Raw genomic sequence first — 18,990 nt, 5'->3', positions numbered from 1 at the left:
GCCAATGTCTGCACTGCCATCGTTACCAGTCAAAGATTTTAAGATTTCTTCAGCCTTCGCACTTTGACTTTGCACCCCATTTGTTCAGCGTGGGCAGGATATACGCACGAAATACGCACGATGCAGGAGTGATTGGGACATGCGAATGTGGCATCGACAGTCTGCCAGATCACATATAAGCACTACGCAAAGTGCGCCACGACTCAATGATAGGGGCAGGCACCTGACAAACCGGCCCGCCTGAGCTGGCCCGGTTTCTGATCACGTAGGTCGCTGTTTGTGCCGCAGGCTAGCGCAGACCAGCGCAGGCTTAGTAGCGGTCCATGATGAGTTGGGTTTTCAGGGAGTCTTCGGCGATGAACCAGCCGCGGGCGATCAGGTAGGCTTGTAACTCGTCGTGTTTGGCCGATGCGGTGGTTTCGCTTTTGGTCTTGAACGAGGCTTCCACGATGTAGTCGGTGCCTGTGCCGGATGCGTTCAGGATGGGCCAGACTTCGATATAGAGGGTCATGCCGCTCCAGCTGCCGACTGAGCGTTTGGCGAGGACCGGGCCGTACTTACGCGAGTTATCGAGCATGGATAGGCCCCAGCCCGGGTACAGCCAGTTATTCATTTTGCCCGGTATATTCTTTTTGAGCAGGCTGCGTGCATCGCTATTGGATGGCAGGTCCATGCCGCTGTAACCGGCTTTGCTATCCATCTTGCTGTTAGTAATACTCAAGGTTTTTTTCTGGTAGCCCCACTCGATCTGGGCTTCGTAATTTTTATCCGATGCGTCAAATCCTTCTGCGTTGGCCTTGTACAGGGCTTCATTGATATTGCCATTATCGATGGCGTAGCGTTTTTTATAGCTCAGTTCAAAATCCTTGTCGCCCTCGGTTTTGCGTATGCGCGCGATCCAGCCATTGTTATAAATGTCTTTGCCATTGGTATCCATGAACTGCACGTTCATTTTGGTGACGCTGGTGGGCATATTGAAGGTGGCCAGGACTGTGCTCTTGAGTTTGTGGTCAGCATCCAGCACGACATTCGGATTCATGAGTAACTTGACTTCGTAGTCGGGCACCATATTGCTGGCGGCGACAGCAGGGCAGAGTGGCAGCCCGACGTTGAGCGCTAAGCTCAGCGCGGCACTGTAAAGAACACGGGGGAAAGCAGAATTCGACATGGCAGCGACTCCATAGAATGAGGAGCGCACACTGTAAGAGCCTAAGGTGACTTGGCGATGACAGTTCCGTCGGGGTTTGTCATCGCGCCGTCATCCAGTCAAGGTACATTGCGGGCATTCATTTTTGTGCAAGCTTATCTACTCTTGAGGTTAATCAAATGAAGCAAAGCAGTAAGACCCTGATGTTGAGCAGCCTGGCCGCCGCCACACTGCTGACGGCCTGTGGCAGCAACAATACAAGCACCTCTAACAGCACGCCAGCGACACCGCCTGTTGCTGTGAATGGCGTATTTTTGGATGCCGCAGTAGAAGGCCTGGACTATACGGCAGGCGCAGGCAGCAAACTGAGCACTACGGCCAATGGCGGCTTTAGCTGCAATCAGGGTGAAACGGTTACGTTTTCTGTTGGTGGCGTCGCACTCGGTTCTGCGCCTTGCGCTGCCAGCATCACGCCACTGACATTGGCGTCATCCAACAATGTGATGGATGACAATGTGGTGAATCGTCTGTTGTTCCTGCAATTGCTGGATGAGGATAATGATACGGCGACTGGCATTAAAATCCCGGCTGCAGTCAAAACAGCACTGGCTACACAAACCCTGGATTTCAATGCCGGTGCAACTGCTTTCAACGCCGCGCTGACGGCAACGCTGGACAAGCTGCCAGCGAATGTACAAAAGCCCAGTGTCGATGCCGATCGCCGCACCCTGGTACGTGAGCATTTTGAAGACACTCTGGCGTCCAAACTGGGCGCACCTGTGGTGCATACGGTAACCCAGACCAATGCGCTGGGTAGTATCAGTGCCAGTGTCACCCGTTATCAGATACAGGCTGCAGATAATTTCTTCGTTCCTTACGAAGGCAGTAATGCCGCGGTCAAGGCGGCGTTTCCTAAGGGTTTCCTGCCTTCTTATGGATCTGGCCTGACTTTCAAAGGCAAGGCGGCCGATGGCTCACTGGAGTTTTACGGCATCACCGACCGTGGTCCGAATGGCGATGGCCCTAAAGTGCCGAATTCTGTCGTGACGCCGGGTGCAACTGGGACCAGCGATGCGAAATTCTTTCCATCGCCAAGCTTTACGCCTTCGTTTGGTCTGATCAGCATAGGTAAAGATGGTGCAGTTCTGAAATCAAGCACACCGATTAAGTTCAGCAGCACCATCAATGCATCTGGCCTGTCTATCGCTGCTGGCAAAGTCGGCTCTTCGGCTGAAGTGCCCTTGAATGACGCGGCGCGATTTGATCCTAACAGCAAAACGACGTTCAGCGATTATGGCCTCGATACCGAATCCATCGTCTATGACGCGGCGCGCGGTGTGGTGTGGGTATCCGACGAATACGGTCCCTTTATTTTGAAGATCGATGTGAATACCGGCATCATCCAGAAAAAATATCAGCCAGGCAGCAATGCAAGTGATTTGCCTGCGGTACTGCTGAAACGCCGTGCTAACCGTGGCATGGAAGGTCTGTCGCTGGACGTGGCAACCGGTAAGCTCAATGGCTTCATACAAAGCCCATTAGATGATGGTAAAGCCAGCTATATCCTCCCCGGTGCCAGTGTCGCGACCAATGAAAGCATCAAGGATTACGCAAAATTCAACCGCTGGGTAGAGTTTGATCCAGCCACTGAAAAAACCAGGCTGTATGCCTATCCTATCGACAGCACGCAATACACCGCAGGCAAAACCGGTAATGCCAAACTGGGCGACATGGTCTCGCTGGGCAATGGCAAATTCATCGTCATCGAGCAGGGCACAGACCCGAATGGCAAAGCCTTCAATAAGCTGATGCTGGTTCAGGTCCCGGCCAATGTGACGGATATTGCGGCCATGGGTACCGATCTGGAAAAGAGCAGCATGACCGGTGCAGCGGTGAATGGCGTGAATTTCGCAAACATTGTGCTGCTTAAAAAGACGCAGTTGTTTGATCTGAACAATGCAGGCTGGCTGGCAGAAAAAGCCGAAGGTTTGGCTCTGGTCGATGACTACACCCTGGCGCTGACCAATGACGATGACTTTGGCATGAAGACCGTCATCGTTGATCCTAATGGTGCGATCATTCCGGGTGCTGATGTCACGAAATGTACCGTTGATGCAAATGGTGCGCTGACGACGACCGCCGGTGCGTTGGGCTGTACCGCTGGCAACACCATGCGCGTTGCGCGCGGCGCGGACAGTGAACGTCCTAACCGTATCTGGCTGTTCAAGTTCAATAAAAAACTGGCGGATTTGAATACTCCATCCTGATACGAATAGTTTTTCCGGAAAGCCGCTGACAACAATCAGCGGCTTTTTTTTGCCAGACCCGGCGGTGTCAACAGGGTTTAATCTGCAAAATCTTCCAGCACAATTTTTCCACGTGCTTTGCCACTTTCCAGCAGAGCATGTGCACGTTTCAGATTGCCCGCATTGATGTTGCCGAAATGCTGACCCAGCGTGGAGCGTATGACGCCTGCGTCTATCAGCGCGGCAACTTCAGTCAGTAAGCGATGCTGCGTGAGCATATCGCTGGTCTGGAACAGAGAGCGGGTGAACATGAATTCCCAGTGTAGCGAGACGCTTTTACGTTTCAGCTTCATCACATCGATGGGGACAGCCGGGTCATCAATCAGGCTCAGTTTGCCTTGTGGGGCAATCAATTCAGCCAGTTTTGCATAATGCTGATCCGTCTGGGTCAGGCTGGCGATATGCGTGACTGGTCCTAATCCGGCTTCTTTGATTTGAGTAGCAAGAGACTGGCTATGATCCAGCACGTGGTGGGCGCCAAGGCTTTTCACCCACTCTTTGGTCTCTGCACGGGATGCCGTTCCGATTACCGTCACTGCAGTGAGCCTGCTGGCCAGTTGCGTCAGAATGGAACCCACTCCACCAGCTGCGCCTGTGACGAGCAGCGTTTCATGCGTTGGGCGTTTACCCGGCACGATTTGCAGGCGATCAAATAGCAGCTCCCATGCGGTGATGGTGGTCAGCGGCAGGGCGGCAGCCTGCGCAAAGCTGAGCGACTTTGGCATATGTCCGACGATTCTTTCATCCACCAGATGCAACTCCGCATTGGCACCAGGACGGGAAATGTCACCGGCATACCAGACGCGGTCGCCAGGTTTAAACAGCGTGACATCCGGCCCCACAGCCTGAACTACGCCAGCCACATCCCATCCCAGCACTTTCCACTCACCTGGCTCCGGGCTCACGTTGGCGCGCACCTTAGCATCGACAGGGTTGACAGAGATGGCGCGCACTTCGACCAATAAGTCATGCCCGCTTGCAACGGGGGCGGGCAGTGTGATGTCGACCAGGGATTGCGGTTCGGCTATCGGTAATGCATGTTGATAAGCAATGGCTTTCATAAAGAGTTCCCAAAAAATGAGTAGGTAAGCTGTCGCATAAAACAGCAGTTTGACTGAATCGACTGACGCCGGAGCAGGGCAGAATTACGCTGGTTCGATTGCAATTCGGTCGCTGCATCAATCAATGTGCACATTATCCTTGACTAGATTTGTTTGATAAATGAGGATATCTGTGAATTACTTACAAATGAAATTTGAAAATGATTAGTTTGCGAGATCTGGAAATCTTTGTTCGCACTGCCCAGTCCGGCAGTCTGAGCGCCGCTGCACGGATGTTTGACCTGTCACCAGCCGCTGCCAGCGCCTCACTGAAACGGCTGGAAGAACATTTGGGCATGCAATTGTTTATACGCTCGACACGTAGTCAGCGCCTGTCCTATGAAGGCGAAATCTATCTGCGCCACTGTCAGGAAGCCTTGCAACTGCTGACATCCGGCCAAGAAGCGCTGGTTGTCGGTAAAACAGTGGTGAAAGGCAGTCTTCAATTGTCTATCCCTTCAGATATCGGGCGTAACAGCCTGTTGCCGTGGCTGGATGACTTCATGGAAAGACATCCCGATTTACAACTGCGCATACAACTGTCTGACCGGATTGCTGACCTTTACAAAGAACCGGTAGATATCTCCATCCGCTATGGCGAGTTATCCGATTCGACGATGGTGGCGCTGCCACTTGTTGCCGACAACCGCCGGATATTATGCGCATCGCCTCAATACCTGGCTCAACACGGCAGACCGGAAACGCCTGACGATCTGGTCAGGTATAACTGCCTTTGTTTCATGCTGGGCGACTATGTACACGACAAGTGGCAATTTCAGCGTGACCAGCAGTCTATAACGGTTCATGTGCGTGGAAACCGCATCGGTGATGATGGCGATGCGGTACGCCGTTGGGCTTTGGCCGGGCGCGGAATTGCCTTTAAGTCTGAACTGGATGTATGGGACGACATCCGGACCGGACGTCTGGTCGCTTTATGCGAGCAATGGCAAGGCGAGGCGACGCCATTGCATTTACTCTGCACGGATCGTCGGCAACTGAGTCCTGCGGTACAGTTACTCAGAGAATTTCTACAGCGTCGTTTTGAGGAAATGCTAAAGGCTTGATTTCAGGCTAAGTTGAGTGGTAATGATGTGGAATTGGCGCGTTGCCGCGCCAATGGTTTCGCTCTCAATTAAGCGCTTGTCCGCATTTTGAACAACTCAGATCAAGAGGTTCATTTCTTACTGAAGACGACGCAAGGCTTTCACAAACTTTCGGTTCTGCGGTGGGGTTTGTGCTTTATGATCAGCCTGCCACTGCATCCATTGGGTTAATGACATAGACAGTTGCAAGGAGTAATCTAAAGATATCCACGCTTTCTGTGCTGGGTTTGGATAGTTCGGCACACCTTCACCCATCACGTTTTTGCCGCCCGGTGTCGTCATGTTGAAAGACGTACCGGCCATGACATTCGCGAAATAGATAGCATCCATTTCGGAGAAAGTCACACCATCGTTTTCAGTAGCGACTTCTCCACTACGTTGCATACCCTTGGCCCTCAGGCCATCTATCAATGCAACGGATTGTGGTGTCATACTCGAAAACTGTGCCAATAATGGCGGTGTCGTAAAATTGCTGTCCGGCACAGATGCGGTTCCGTGACAAGAAATGCATGAGCTATTCGCATTGTCGGCAGGGCCATTCAAACGCTGATTGGATCCCAGATGGCCCATTTTGCGAACCATTCCCGTTCCGCCATACGAGTTAAGTTCATCAACGACATCCCAAAACACCACTTCTTCCTTGAAGCCGTTCTTGCGTGGGTCGACGGGATAGTTATAAGCGAGTTGCCCTTGTGGCGGGGTGTCATTTCCCCACATCAGTCCTAACAAACTCACACGTTGCCATTGTTCCTTGGTTGATGCCTTGCGTCGGCCATCCGCGACAAACGTACCATATACCCATCCAGTTCCGGGCGCGCGACTATCAGCAATCGAGATATCAAACTGCATCAAACGTACGTCACTCCATTGTGCATAGCTGCGCGGGCAAGCGTTAGCTTGACCGACGAGGGTGGTTTCAGCCGTTTTGCAAAAGCTTGGATCAGAAATATTCGCATTCCACATCGGCATATTGGCCAATACGGGTAACTGATCTATGGTCGCGGTATTGAAGAGGGGCTTGGCAATCACAGAACCCTCGTCAAACCGGATATTGGCTGTCGGCACCTTTGCGGTACCGTCTTTTTGCCAGACTTTTCCTAGTGTGTAGGCTGCAGTCGGATTGTAAATTGCCACAGCCCACATCGTTGTCGCTGCTGTTCCTGTTCCAGATTTAATGGAGAAGGTCACAGGTGCTTCACGTGTCAAACCATGAATGAATTCGCGGCCACTTAATGGATCATAAGTTTGAAAGGCGATGTGATACCAAGGGCGAACCGGGTTTTTACAAACATCGAAGTCCGACTGTCCTTTTTGATTAATATTTCCCGCCAATGCATAGTTGTAGACTAACCAGGCATATTCCTTGGCAAGCTTAGCTTTTAATTCTTTGCTGGTGGAGGGCTTGAACATCGCGTCAAACTTTGCCGCCCGCCAAGGCTGGTTGGCCTTATCATCGACAGGCTGTCGGGGATAATCATCCGCCAATTTAAATACGGGGCCAGAATATGCACCTGAGGGCGCATTGCTCACGTCTTGACCCTTCCACATTTCAGCAAACTTCGGATTAATATCTTGCCAGTAGCTTGGATAAGTGCCGCTGCACGTATCCACTGGTGTATATGGCTTTGTGTTTTCTGCGAAAGACACACCTGAGATACCCATCATACTTAAGACGATGGCATGCGCTATTTTTTTCATGGACGATTACTCCCTATTGTTTGTGTTTATTTAATGTGCTGCAGCTGCAAGGGACTACTACACTGTGCTTACTCCATTGGCACGGGCAGACTAAGTACGCGCAAATACTCTGCGTATACCTCATCTTTATTAGCGAAAGTGGCCACTTCAATGGCAATGCCTTTGGCATCGTCGACGACGATCTTGGCCGACTGATCATCTTCTTCATCAAGTTCCTGATGCACCAAAAGATTAAATGTTTCAGCAGTGATTAAAGAGGGTGTGGTGATCGTGCAGGCTGCTAAGGGATCCCAAAATGAGAGGAAGGTGCCGATACCCGCAGCGTTAGCAGGGTAGGCCAGGATTGCGCTGATAAATTGTGCTTGCGGCGTGTTGATCGCCTTTAAACTATCCACAAAGGATTGCTCTATCGGGACATAATTAGTGGCATTTAGCGCGATCAGGCGAATTGGAACTCCAAATTCAAACATGAGCTTGGCGCCAAGCGGATCGATAAAGATATTCCACTCAGCGACTTTGTTTTGGTAGTAGACATTGTTTCCTAAAGTCGGCTCGATGTTGCCAGCGGCACCAGGCGTGAAATACTCTTCAAGCAGATTTCCACCCATCATCACAATTTGCGTGATGTGTTTCTGTATTTTTGCTTTTAAAAGTTCATTGGTTTGCGCGCTTTGAAACAAGCGTCCAAAATTGGTGCCGCCACCAATCGACAGCACTGTCACTTCATCAGTGGTATCGAGAAAATAGTTGCGTAACCACTCCTGAGCGTCAAAAATATTCGGATTGCGATTTGTCCCCGGAAACTGGGCGGCGTAGTGAATGTCTGCGTCAGATCTTACATAAGCCGGAAAAACATTACTGTACAGAAGAGGGGCCTTAGCACCTCGTAAAATAGGAATTCTTTGCTCCCGGCTTCCAAACAACGTGAGCAAATTGGCGACATTATTTACACCTTTGCTCAAATGCGCAGCACCGCATCCTGTGACAGAAATGGCGATTACTTCAATTTCCGGGTTCTGCAGCAAATAGACCATCGCCATGTAATCGTCGAAGTCCACATCGGTATCGATAATGACTTTTATTTTGGTATCCATTAAAAATCCCTCCCTCAAATTAAATTTAATTAAATTGAGTTTCAGCAAATTTAATGCCAACTATTAAATACTGTTAAAAATACTGTTTTGAGCGGTTTTGAGATGAGTTTGGAGGACATAGGCCGGAAAAAGCAGCGTTTTACGTGTAATTTTCCATGCAATCACATGAGGTATTCCTGTATTTACGCTTGGTCGTTGAGCAGAGTCCAAAACCGGCCAGCACTTCATGATTTTTCCAGGCAGGATTTTTCTAAGCTCTACAGCGTTCAAGGTGTTGAACCGGTGTTTGATAAGCAAACACCTTGAGCCTGGGATAAAACGCTGTGCTGACATATTGAGCGGATTAAAGCTGCCGGCGCAGTAACTCTAAGCGAGTGGTGGGAATTATTTATCAAACCGCAACATTTTAAATATGGCTAATATTTCGGAATCTTGGTAGTTTAGGATGCTGTTGCGTTGTTTTTGATTTTAAGATTCTTTTTATTTTTCAACGCCTTAGAGCAGAAATTACCAACAAAATTTTGTCGTTTTTGTTGCTACCCACATTTATTTCAACCTGTTGCTCTTGATATGAGGGCTCACGCAACAGGCAGTTCAATGGTTTTCAGAGAAACTCACTCCATATGTTGCGTGTTGTCGCACAAATAAATGAAATTGTCCGCTTCAAGCAACACGACTTGGTTGAAGCCACAATTTAAAAATAATGCACTCGATATTGCCAACTATTTAATTTATCTGTAATTTAACGTCTTTATCTTTGCCCTTTCGAAAGGATTTCATTCTCATACAAAAATAGGGAAGGAGAATGGCAACTCCAAGGAAGTTCAGCGAATGAATTCTGGCCTTTAACATAAGGGCGCAGGTTCGAATCCAGCTTCCAGACCCTCCATGTACAAAAGGATGAATATCAGTGGTGTTTGAATACTCCATGAGAGGGTGACGATGCTGCAGCAGCATCTTCCAAAACGCTTTCCATTTGCGCTATGGCGTGTCTGTGCTGACGCCGGCGATGTTTAGCTGGACTAATGTTGCTGCTAGATCGCTCTAGATCCATTAAAAAAAGACACGCTAATAAAAAATGAATGTATTCCACGTTATCTTCGACACCAGCGTTTTGCGTAAGACACCATTCGGCCACCCTAATTTCAAACGACTTCTTCAGCGTGTGCAGCAAGGCGTCGCCAAGGTTTATATCCCATATATAGCTCTGGAGGAGCGTCGGACTCAACTTGTGGACGAGCACGCCCAACTGGCAGAAAAAATGCGGACTACACTTAGGGAAATGCAACGCGGCCAAATAGCAATGCTCATTGACGGTCTTCCAGAGCCTGATTTGCTGCTGCCAACTAAGGAAGACGTGGACCGAAATTCGTGCAGAGTATTCGGGAAATATCTGGCTGATAATAAGGTTGAGATATTGCCGATCACGTCCGACCATGCCAGTAATGCATGGGGACGCTACTTTGGCGTAAAACCACCCTTCAATCATCGAGAAATTCGTGAAAACAGGCGGAAGGATATACCCGATTCATGGATTTTAGAGGCGGCACTGGATGTAAAGGCAAAGACTGGCCGACACTGTGTTTTGATCGTAGACGGCAAACTTGAAGCCGCACTTGCCGATGCCGGGTTTGAACTTTGGGATGACGTTGAGAAGCTGGATGCGGAAATTGAGAGGGCTACCGCTGTCTCGCCAATACGTATGCCAGTACCGACAGCGGCGATGGTTCCGTTGGATCAGCTTCGGAGCTTATCCTTTGATAAAGTTGATATTATCGTGCTGGGCATGAACGAGGTGCTTGGTTCACCGAGCAAAGAAAAGCTGTTTGCAACGCTTGAGCGAGTTGGCGTTAACCGATTATTCGCCGAGCATGAAGCGAAGACTCTCGTTCTTTCTGAAGTCATGGTGGACACTGGAAGCCACCTCATTCCAACAAATAGAGCGCTGGCTAAGCAGGCAGCACAAGAGCCATTGGTGCTGGAGCTTCTGATGAAAGCTATTCATGATTGACTTTGAATTACGACTAGCGGCACTTTCTCACCTGATAGACAACAGATCCGAGGCCGTAGCGCTTCGCCTGAGCGAAGAATATCGCCGAGTAGAAACCGTCCTTACAAACAGCGCAGATTACGATGAACTTTTTTGGGCGCTAAAGACAGCAGCAGTACTGGCACCAAGATTTCATAGGGCAGTTGTGCCATTGTTGTTGACATTTGTACGTGCTATTCCATCAAGGATACTGACTCAAAAGGGCACACCGATTGCAGAATCAATGCGTCGCTACCGATCGGCTAGTCATCTTATTCGCGAAGCCATTGACGTCTTAAATCCGGTGCGATATCTGTACATTGAGTCTGTCGTTGATTTTCTTCTTGAGTTATCCAGCTCCATTGATGACGCGGTCAGTGGCAAAGCCGCACGAATGCTTGAAAGGCTTGCAAAGTTTGATTTAGATGTCTTTTATGGTGAACGCGGACTCGGCGCTGAGCCCCAATCCAGAGTTGTGAAACATTTTTCTTTGATGGTTGACTCTCAGTTGAAGGCAAATGCACAGCCAATTTTGAGTGTTCTTCGGAATTTGTTATCTCCGTCTATGGAGGGACATTCTTGGACTTACAGCACGTTAACCATAAGTCGCGGCGAGATCATGAGTGGGGCAGGCATTGCGGAGATGCGTGATGCTACGATTGAATTATTGAAGAGAATGTACTCCCTAGAGGCATCGGTCGCATATCGAAAGGTGGTACTTAATGCACTCAATGAGGCTACTCGTCACGAAAGGCCGATTGTTGACTCAGAAACTACATCGATGTTTGATCGCGATGCTCTGAACGTTTTGACCTTTCTTCGTCAGCTTGTTCCGAATGAACCATTGCCGCTGGTTCAGAAAATTGAACATCAAGCATATTGGAATTATTATCATGCAGCTTCGCCCGCAATTGAAGTAGCTGCCCTTGCTGTGCGTGACGTGTTGTTGGATCATGCTGAGTATCAAATCTATAAACAGCTAATCGGCTTTGAAGGTATTTTTGGTAATTGGGAGGAGTTGCGCCGTTCCAAATCTGCATGGGACTACACCGATAGTACGCGTCGCGCTGCTGCTCAAAAATATGTTGAAGAAATTAATTCTAAGACCTGTGAACATTGGCGTGCTCGCATCCTAGAATTTTCAAAGACCCGTTCCGATGATCTGGCAACCTTTCCGGTTTACTTTGATTTCCTAGAGTCAATTGGTCGGGAGAAGCCAGTGCTGGCGCTAGAGCTTGTAACTGCACACGCGGAGGTCATGTCACCATTCCTCGTTGCTCTGTTACGTGGCCTGTGGACAAGCGAGGAGTCCAAGAGGGTTGAATCGATTATAGAGGGCTGGCTTGCGCAAGGTGTAAATCTGAATGTTATTGCCAAGTCACTGTTTAATGTGGGAGCTTCTCGTTTAGGAATTTTGGACTCCGTAATTACTAAGAGCGTATTGCTTGATGATCCGGGTGCAATCGTCCAAGTAATGGGAGTGGCTGCCAGTTTATATGTGGAAGGACACTTAGAAGCCAAAGCGATCTTCATGCATGCATTACGTGAATTGGCTAAACATGGCGATACACGATGGGCTACCATTGTTTGGTTCAGTGGTAGCTTTCGCTCTTTGGTCTGCTCAATGTCTTCGGACGAGCGTTCCGAAGTGCTGACATCATTAGCATCGCTTTCAGTGTTGAATTATCAGGCAGAGGAAATCTTGTTTGCAATCGCAGAGCAGGACGTGCAATCCGTGCTTGACTATCTTGTCGGGCGTCTTAAGCGAGCACGGGAACAACCTAAGCTTGGTCGGAAAGTTGCAGGCGGCTCAGGCAGCTCGCCCGACGATTTAAGATTTGAAGCTATTCCATACGACCTTCATATGTTAGATAAAGTATTTACTAACGTGCCTAGCGCATTATTGGAGGCGATGCGGAGTGACTTTGCCGAAGAAGAACGAGGAATGTTCACGTATCGAGGGGCAAGGCTAATAACAGCTACATTCACAAAATTTGAGAAGCCTCTAGAAGAGATTCTATTGAAATTCGTTGCAGGAGGCAACGAAGAGGACATTGCTTTCGTATTGGCTATCCTTCGCGCCTACGATGGATCTGATGCGATCTTCGAAGTTTGTAAGGCGATTATCAAAGTTACGCCAGAGGGATCAGAGCAATGGAACGAAGTCGCTGTCTGCATTAGATCTACCGGCGTAGTGTCGGGGGAATATGGGATGGTGAACGCGTTTGAGCACAAGCGCTCAGAGATCGCGTTGTGGGAAGCCTGCGACTCCCCCCATGTACAGATTTTTGCGCGATGGTTCACGAAAAATCTGGAGAGCATGATCGAATACGAGAAGCAGCGTGCTGACGAAGATCTTGCTTTACGCAAGTACAAATATGGCGAAGGTAGTTGAAGTATATGCCAACTCTATGCAGCTGGGCATGAGCAATTTGGATAAGCGTCGTCTAGGCTTTATCTGAATGAATGTTTAAGATGTTTTGAAAGGTGGGGGAGTAATTGAAAGGCGTAATTAAATATATTAATCATGCTCGGGGCATGGTGGCGGTGTTGACCGATAACAGTCAGTATTCAATCTTTGAGCTGTTGGGAGGTGATACTGTTGAACAGGGAGATGTTGTAAGCTGGCGAAACGACACTGCGTTAGGTGGAGAGACGCTAACTAATCATACCCAGGGTGAGCGGTTTGAAGTGTACTTTCAAAATCATTACGTCCCGGCTTCGAGATTGAGTCAGCAATTGCTGATGTAGGCCAGCATCGCATGAAACTTGTCCGGACAGGCTTTGCGAAACTGAAAGCGTTGAGATTTGGATGATCATCTCTGCGTTGTATTAGTAAAAGCAACACAAGAAAGCACCATTTGTTAAATTGGTTTTTTGTTAGGTTTTTATGGCAACGCAACACGTGGCAAACTACATATAGTTCGCATAATTTATATTATGTAAAATACGTTATTGACTAACTACAGTAAATTACATCAGGAAACGGTTCTGGATTGTTAAATGTAGTTTGATTCATCCTTGCCTACTTTACTGCTAAGTCTGCTGTGCACTGGAGGATCAGCAATCTCTCTTTTTTAGGCGCCTGCTCATGAGTTGGCACTAGACAGGCCTTTAGCATTAGCTCCAGTCTGGGACGTATATCGCTTGTACGTGGCTATCAGCGCGGAAGCAATCAGCATCACTGATAGTGCTGCAACTCCGCATAATTGCTCGATGCCCGACATATATGGCGGTATTTTCGGTGACTCCGTGACCAATTCCTGCGGTAATCTAAGGCGAACAAATGCAGCAGGATAAAAATCAAAGTAAATTCGTCCATCAAAGTAAAAATAATTAAACTCAAAAGTTGGAGCGGCCTCATATACGGTGAAATATTTCTGCCAAACAAACCCCTTCTTAGCCTGAATCTCCTGAATCTCTGCACGTACTTTGATGTTATTTAGCTCCAAGTCTACACATTCCTTACGTTGATTCTCCGGCTGTTTAAAACATTGCTCTAGATCCATCAATGTGCCTCTGGACTGAAACCATATTTGATGTTCTGCATTTATCCCTCGTATACCGAGTCTGTTCTTAATGAATATTGTGCTTATATTATCGCTCGATTGCAATACACCCATTCCCAGAAAGCCAGCGTAATCAGAAAATAACGCTAACTGCTATCAATCTTTTGCTTAAAAGTTGATGTATCTAGCCAGCAGCAATCAACACACCCGTTTTAGGAACATTCGCAGGAAATGCAGGTGCCGGTCTCAAGTCCTTAAAGATTCATTTAATTTGCATCTAATTCTTTTTCGCATTAAAATTCATTTCAAATGAATGTATTTGAATTTCATGGAGGTAATGATGGCATTTGAAAGTAATGAAGCTGCTGAGGCTGTGAGCGAAGAACAAGTTATTCAGCTTGTTCGCCGTTTCTATGAGCGGGTGCAGCAGGATAAGGAATTATCGGCTGTATTCGAAGCAGCTATTCCTGCCGCTAAATGGCCGCAACATCTGGCGCAGATGGTTGATTTCTGGTCTTCCATCATGCTGAGCAGCGGCCGTTATCACGGTAAACCTGTGCAGGCGCATATGCGTCACGTCACGTCGATTCAGCCTGAGATGTTTGTCAGCTGGCTGGGGCTGTGGTCGCAAACCTGTACTGAGCTGCTGGTACCGGAGTTGGCAGAGGCGATGCTGAGTAAGGCGGAGAACATCGCCAAGAGCCTGCAGTTTTCACTGTTTGGTATTTATCAGGACATACCACGTTCTGTCCCGATTTCGCCAGCGCCGACTACAGCTATACCGGTATGAGGTATTCACTGAATATTTGAAGAGATGAAGAGATAAAGATCATGACACAAGCTAATACCCCCACCATTCCTGCGGTTGACCTGACCGTACATCATCAACCTGGCGATCTGTCTGACCGTTTTGCATTGAGCGTGACCAAGCTGTTGCGCTGGTGTGCGGATACTTTTTTTGCGAAGCGCTATGGTCACAGAGCGATCGTATTAGAAACGGTGGCTGCGGTGCCCGGTATGGTTGGTGCGACACTGACCCATTTGCGTTGTTTGCGTAAGCTGGAAGCGGACCGCGGCTGGATCCGTACCTTAATGGAAGAAGCGGAAAACGAGCGCATGCACTTGATGACCTTCGTAGCCGTCGCTCAGCCTACGCTGTTTGAGCGCTGGCTGATCCTGTTGGTGCAATGGCTGTTTTATATCGGCTTCTTTGTTTTGTATTTGTTCAGTGCACGTACCGCGCACCGGCTGGTTGGCTATTTCGAAGAGGAAGCGGTCATCAGTTACACCCATTATTTGAACGAAATCGATGCTGGCCGCAGTGCCAATGTACCAGCACCGGCTATCGCGCTGCAGTATTGGGGCTTGCCTGCCAATGCGACTTTGCGCGATGTAGTTTTAGTCGTCAGGGCAGATGAGGCACATCATCGTGATGTGAATCACGGCTTCGCCGCACAGTTGGGTGATCAGGCTGCCAACTCCGGTCTCAGCCCCGATCTCAACTCTGATTTGGCACCCTACCCCTGGCATGCATCGACGCTGGAAATTGAAAAACCAGCTGTCACGCCCTACCGTAAGACCGCTGATTTCAATGAAACGACCTTGCCGGCCGCTTTGAAACGACGCCATAACACGGCCAGCGACGTATGGGGCGTGATCCGGGTGAAACAGGGCCAGTTGAAGCTGACCTTTTTGGAACCCCATTCTGAACAAGTGCTTGATGCCAGCAATCCCGGTTACCTGGCCCCGCAGCAAGATCACTTTGTTGAGCCCTTAGGCAAAGTCAGTGTCTGTGTGGAGTTTTATCACAGCGATCCCCGTGCTGCCTGAGCATGTAATGCCAGCAAATTCCTTTAATCCCTTATTCCGTTTATTAAGAAAAGAGTCAACGATGATGTCCCCTGAGCAAATCTCTATTATTCAAGCCACAGTACCGATTTTGGAAACCGGCGGTGAGGTGCTGACCCAGCACTTCTATAAAATCATGTTGAGCGACTATCCGGAAGTCCGCTCTTTATTCAATCAGGCCCATCAGCAACAGGGAACTCAGGCCCGAGCGCTGGCAAACGCGATTTTGCGCTATGCACGTTGCATCGACAATCTGGCTGCGATGGGAAACTTGCCAGCACAGATCATACAAAAACATGTGGCTTTGCAGATTTTGCCTGAGCACTACCCTATCGTTGGCACCTGTCTGTTACGTGCGATCCGCGAAGTGCTGGGCGCGGAAGTCGCCACCGATGCGGTGATCGATGCCTGGGGTGCGGCGTATTGGCAATTGGCGAATATCCTGATTGCGGCTGAAACGAGTGAATATGACAAACTCGCTTCAGCCCCCGGCGGCTGGCGTGGTACCCGTCAATTCAAAGTCGTCGCTAAGCAGCCAGAAAGTAGCGAAATCACCTCGTTTTACCTGGAGCCCTTGGATGGTGCTGCGGTGATTCATTATCAGCCCGGCCAATATTTGGGACTGAAATTACTGATAGACGGACAGGAAGTACGCCGTAATTACTCGTTGTCGCAGCACGCCGATGGCCGCTCTTTGCGCATCAGTGTCAAACGAGAAACCGGTGGCGTCGTTTCTAATTATTTGCATGATCAGGTAACGCTTGGTCAGGTCTTGGAGGTGTTTCCGCCGGCTGGTGAGTTTGTATTGAAATCCGGCAAGGCGCCCTTGGTGTTGATTTCTGGCGGCGTCGGCATTACCCCTACGCTGGCGATGAGCGAGGCGGCTCTGTTGGCAGGAGAACGCGAAGTCGTGTTCATCCATTATGCTCGGAATGCAGAAGTACAGGCTTTCAGCTCCACTTTGTCGCAATGGGAGCGTGAGCATCCGCAGTTCCGCAAACATATCGTGCTGGAAGATGGTGCTGCTGATGGCACAGGCGATGTGGTTTGTGGCCGACCATCGCTGGAACACTTAAAGCATTGGATACCGGCGCAGTCCCATGCTTATTTTCTGGGGCCTAAGCCATTCATGCGTGCCATTCATCAGGCCCTGATTGCGCTTGGTCTGCCTGAGGAACATCGTCATTATGAATTTTTCGGACCTGCTGAAGCCTTGCAATAGACCAGCAGGTAAGCAGGTCGGTATTTAGGCTGCCCACAATGATTTCATCGTGATTTATCTGCACTACCCTCGGCCATTGCCACAGTGAGTGCCAATGGGCGAGCGAGAACTTCCCTCCTCCGCTCTTCCCCTTGCCAGCTCAGGCAATTGCTAACCGCTGAACAGGGTTTCGCACAGTTTCGGCACGCAGCTGCACTGAAATGCAGAGCTTTTTCGTGAAAAAATTTTGAAAATTTTTATCCGGAAATATTCTTCCCTGTTTTGGCTCACCCTCAATGCGGAACCGCGTTCTGACAGCGATTAACGCCACTTTTATGCAATGTAGACGTTGAGCCTATCTAGGAGAAAGGCAGTTTTTTATCTCCCATTTCTCTCTGGAGCGACATGTTTTAATCCGGCATTTCAGCGTTGCCAGAGGGGGTGTATATTGCACCGCACAAAAGCTGGCACGCTATCTGCTAAATGAGAGTTGAAAACCGGCAGTCTCTTATTTTCAACCACCCTCAGGAGTCACCATGACACGTCGCATCGTTCTGAAAGCAACCGCAGTCGCAGCAATGACACTGGCCGCCGGCGGCTGGATGTCCCAGGCCCTGGCCGCTGACACCATCAAAGTCGGCATTTTGCATTCGTTGTCCGGCACCATGGCCATCTCGGAGACTTCACTCAAAGATGTCGCCTTGATGACGATAGACGAAATCAACGCCAAAGGCGGCGTAATGGGTAAAAAACTGGAGCCCGTGATCGTCGATCCGGCCTCAAACTGGCCACTGTTTGCAGAGAAAGCACGTCAACTGATCGCCCAGGACAAAGTAGCGGTGGTCTTTGGCTGCTGGACCTCGGTATCACGTAAATCGGTACTGCCCGTGTTTAAAGAATTGAACAGTCTGCTGTTTTATCCGGTTCAGTATGAGGGTGAAGAGCTGGAGAAAAACGTGTTCTATACCGGCGCGGCGCCGAATCAGCAAGCGATACCGGCGACCGAATATCTGATGTCCAAGGAAGGCGGCGCAGCAAAACGCTTTGTGCTGCTCGGAACCGACTATGTCTATCCGCGAACGACCAACAAAATCCTGCGTGCTTTCCTGCATAGCAAAGGCGTGAAAGACAGCGACATCGATGAAGTCTACACACCGTTTGGTCACTCGGATTACCAGACTATCGTCGCCAATATCAAGAAATTCTCAGCCGGTGGCAAAACCGCTGTGATCTCGACTATAAACGGTGACTCAAATGTGCCTTTCTATAAAGAGCTGGGTAATGCGGGGCTGAAAGCGACCGACGTGCCGGTGGTGGCATTCTCGGTCGGTGAAGAGGAATTGCGCGGTGTAGATACAAAACCGCTGGTAGGCCATCTCGCTGCATGGAACTACTTCCAGTCAGTCAAAAATCCGGTCAACGCCGAATTTATCAAAAAGTGGAAAGCCTATGCCGCCGCCAAAAAACTACCGAATGCTGCCACCGTCGTCACCAATGACCCGATGGAAGCAACCTACGTCGGCATTCATATGTGGAAGCAGGCAGTGGAACAGGCCAAGTCCACCGATACCGATAAAGTCATCGCTGCCATGGGCGGCCAGACCTTCAAGGCGCCATCGGGTTTTGAGCTGACGATGGATAAAACCAATCATCATCTGCACAAGCCAGTGATGATAGGCGAGATCAAGGCAGATGGGCAGTTCAGTGTGGTGTACAAAACCAAGGCAGCGATCCGTGCCCAGCCCTGGAGCCCTTACATAGCCGGGAATGAAGCCAAACAAAAAATGTAAGCCCTTGCCGGTGCTGTGATTTGAAGCACATCACCGGCTATTCCCTTGCACCCTGCCCGCTCCGGATATCACGCGCTAAGTCATCAAGCATGTCCGGAGTGCTGCTGATGCACGTCAGGTGCGCTGGGGTTCTGATGCCGCAGCAAACCCAACAAACTACGATCA

The 18,990-nt window shown here is 49.4% G+C and carries 13 protein-coding genes; 8 read left to right on the top strand and 5 right to left on the bottom strand.

The features are described 5' to 3' along the window. Positions 1 to 310: 310 nt before the first annotated feature. Positions 311 to 1,168 (bottom strand): hypothetical protein, encoded by an 858-nt coding sequence (locus EYB48_RS01965; RefSeq protein WP_162018589.1) that lies wholly within the window; start codon positions 1,166 to 1,168, stop codon positions 311 to 313. 158 nt (positions 1,169 to 1,326) lie between these two features. Here EYB48_RS01965 and EYB48_RS01960 point away from each other — a divergent pair, with 158 nt between their 5' ends. Continuing rightward, positions 1,327 to 3,414, top strand: a complete 2,088-nt coding sequence (locus EYB48_RS01960) for an esterase-like activity of phytase family protein (RefSeq protein ID WP_162018588.1) — start codon at positions 1,327 to 1,329, stop codon at positions 3,412 to 3,414. A 77-nt stretch (positions 3,415 to 3,491) separates the two neighbouring features. Here the strand turns inward: EYB48_RS01960 and EYB48_RS01955 are convergent, their stop codons facing one another. Next, entirely contained in the window at positions 3,492 to 4,514 is a 1,023-nt protein-coding gene (locus EYB48_RS01955) for a zinc-binding alcohol dehydrogenase family protein (RefSeq protein ID WP_162018587.1), read from the bottom strand. Between the two features lie 200 nt (positions 4,515 to 4,714). Between EYB48_RS01955 and EYB48_RS01950 the strand changes: the two genes are divergently transcribed. Continuing rightward, positions 4,715 to 5,617, top strand: a complete 903-nt coding sequence (locus EYB48_RS01950; protein WP_162018586.1) for a LysR family transcriptional regulator — start codon at positions 4,715 to 4,717, stop codon at positions 5,615 to 5,617. Between the two features lie 117 nt (positions 5,618 to 5,734). On the opposite strand, the gene EYB48_RS01945 is transcribed toward EYB48_RS01950, so the two are convergent. Next, on the bottom strand, positions 5,735 to 7,354 hold the full coding sequence (locus EYB48_RS01945) for a hypothetical protein (protein WP_162018585.1): 1,620 nt from the start codon (positions 7,352 to 7,354) through the stop codon (positions 5,735 to 5,737). A 68-nt stretch (positions 7,355 to 7,422) separates the two neighbouring features. Next, a complete protein-coding gene (locus EYB48_RS01940; RefSeq protein WP_162018584.1) occupies positions 7,423 to 8,448 on the bottom strand; it encodes a nucleoside hydrolase in 1,026 nt (341 codons plus the stop codon). Positions 8,449 to 9,526: 1,078 nt separating this feature from the next. Between EYB48_RS01940 and EYB48_RS01935 the strand changes: the two genes are divergently transcribed. Continuing rightward, on the top strand, positions 9,527 to 10,459 hold the full coding sequence (locus EYB48_RS01935) for a PIN domain-containing protein (RefSeq protein ID WP_162018583.1): 933 nt from the start codon (positions 9,527 to 9,529) through the stop codon (positions 10,457 to 10,459). Further along, positions 10,452 to 12,872, top strand: coding sequence for a hypothetical protein (locus EYB48_RS01930; RefSeq protein WP_162018582.1), 2,421 nt, complete (start codon positions 10,452 to 10,454; stop codon positions 12,870 to 12,872). Before EYB48_RS01935 ends, EYB48_RS01930 begins: the two co-directional genes overlap by 8 nt. Positions 12,873 to 13,566: 694 nt before the next feature. On the opposite strand, the gene EYB48_RS01925 is transcribed toward EYB48_RS01930, so the two are convergent. After that, on the bottom strand, positions 13,567 to 13,986 hold the full coding sequence (locus EYB48_RS01925) for a hypothetical protein (protein ID WP_162018581.1): 420 nt from the start codon (positions 13,984 to 13,986) through the stop codon (positions 13,567 to 13,569). A 337-nt stretch (positions 13,987 to 14,323) separates the two neighbouring features. On the opposite strand from EYB48_RS01925, the gene EYB48_RS01920 reads away from it, so the two are divergent. The 4 genes from EYB48_RS01920 to urtA all read left to right on the top strand — a co-directional run bounded on the left by EYB48_RS01920 (position 14,324) and on the right by urtA (position 18,825). Next, positions 14,324 to 14,776: a group III truncated hemoglobin gene (locus EYB48_RS01920; protein WP_202927631.1), complete on the top strand. Its 453-nt coding sequence runs from the start codon at positions 14,324 to 14,326 to the stop codon at positions 14,774 to 14,776. A 41-nt stretch (positions 14,777 to 14,817) separates the two neighbouring features. Continuing rightward, positions 14,818 to 15,816 (top strand): alternative oxidase, encoded by a 999-nt coding sequence (locus EYB48_RS01915; RefSeq protein ID WP_162018580.1) that lies wholly within the window; start codon positions 14,818 to 14,820, stop codon positions 15,814 to 15,816. Positions 15,817 to 15,877: 61 nt separating this feature from the next. After that, positions 15,878 to 17,056, top strand: a complete 1,179-nt coding sequence (gene hmpA / locus EYB48_RS01910) for an NO-inducible flavohemoprotein (RefSeq protein WP_162018579.1) — start codon at positions 15,878 to 15,880, stop codon at positions 17,054 to 17,056. A gap of 515 nt (positions 17,057 to 17,571) precedes the next feature. Continuing rightward, positions 17,572 to 18,825 carry an urea ABC transporter substrate-binding protein gene (urtA, locus tag EYB48_RS01905; RefSeq protein WP_162018578.1) on the top strand — a complete coding sequence of 418 codons (1,254 nt, stop codon included), beginning with the start codon at positions 17,572 to 17,574 and terminating at the stop codon, positions 18,823 to 18,825. Positions 18,826 to 18,990 lie beyond the last annotated feature (165 nt).

The organism is Cognatundibacterium crateris, from assembly GCF_010078235.1.
In the GTDB taxonomy this organism is placed as follows: Bacteria; Pseudomonadota; Gammaproteobacteria; order Burkholderiales; family Burkholderiaceae_D; genus Undibacterium; species Undibacterium crateris.
Note: the sequence above shows the minus strand (reverse complement) of the source record. Positions and strands in the feature narration are given on the sequence as shown.

What these genes read in the sequence shown, in the direction of transcription:
- EYB48_RS01915 (WP_162018580.1), top strand. Translation starts at nt 14,818, where the DNA reads ATGACACAAGCTAATACCCCCACCATTCCTGCGGTTGACCTGACCGTA.
- EYB48_RS01950 (WP_162018586.1), top strand. Translation starts at nt 4,715, where the DNA reads ATGATTAGTTTGCGAGATCTGGAAATCTTTGTTCGCACTGCCCAGTCC.
- EYB48_RS01955 (WP_162018587.1), bottom strand. Translation starts at nt 4,514, where the DNA reads ATGAAAGCCATTGCTTATCAACATGCATTACCGATAGCCGAACCGCAA.
- EYB48_RS01965 (WP_162018589.1), bottom strand. Translation starts at nt 1,168, where the DNA reads ATGTCGAATTCTGCTTTCCCCCGTGTTCTTTACAGTGCCGCGCTGAGC.
- urtA (WP_162018578.1), top strand. Translation starts at nt 17,572, where the DNA reads ATGACACGTCGCATCGTTCTGAAAGCAACCGCAGTCGCAGCAATGACA.
- EYB48_RS01930 (WP_162018582.1), top strand. Translation starts at nt 10,452, where the DNA reads ATGATTGACTTTGAATTACGACTAGCGGCACTTTCTCACCTGATAGAC.
- EYB48_RS01925 (WP_162018581.1), bottom strand. Translation starts at nt 13,986, where the DNA reads ATGGATCTAGAGCAATGTTTTAAACAGCCGGAGAATCAACGTAAGGAA.
- hmpA (WP_162018579.1), top strand. Translation starts at nt 15,878, where the DNA reads ATGATGTCCCCTGAGCAAATCTCTATTATTCAAGCCACAGTACCGATT.
- EYB48_RS01935 (WP_162018583.1), top strand. Translation starts at nt 9,527, where the DNA reads ATGAATGTATTCCACGTTATCTTCGACACCAGCGTTTTGCGTAAGACA.
- EYB48_RS01945 (WP_162018585.1), bottom strand. Translation starts at nt 7,354, where the DNA reads ATGAAAAAAATAGCGCATGCCATCGTCTTAAGTATGATGGGTATCTCA.
- EYB48_RS01920 (WP_202927631.1), top strand. Translation starts at nt 14,324, where the DNA reads ATGATGGCATTTGAAAGTAATGAAGCTGCTGAGGCTGTGAGCGAAGAA.
- EYB48_RS01960 (WP_162018588.1), top strand. Translation starts at nt 1,327, where the DNA reads ATGAAGCAAAGCAGTAAGACCCTGATGTTGAGCAGCCTGGCCGCCGCC.
- EYB48_RS01940 (WP_162018584.1), bottom strand. Translation starts at nt 8,448, where the DNA reads ATGGATACCAAAATAAAAGTCATTATCGATACCGATGTGGACTTCGAC.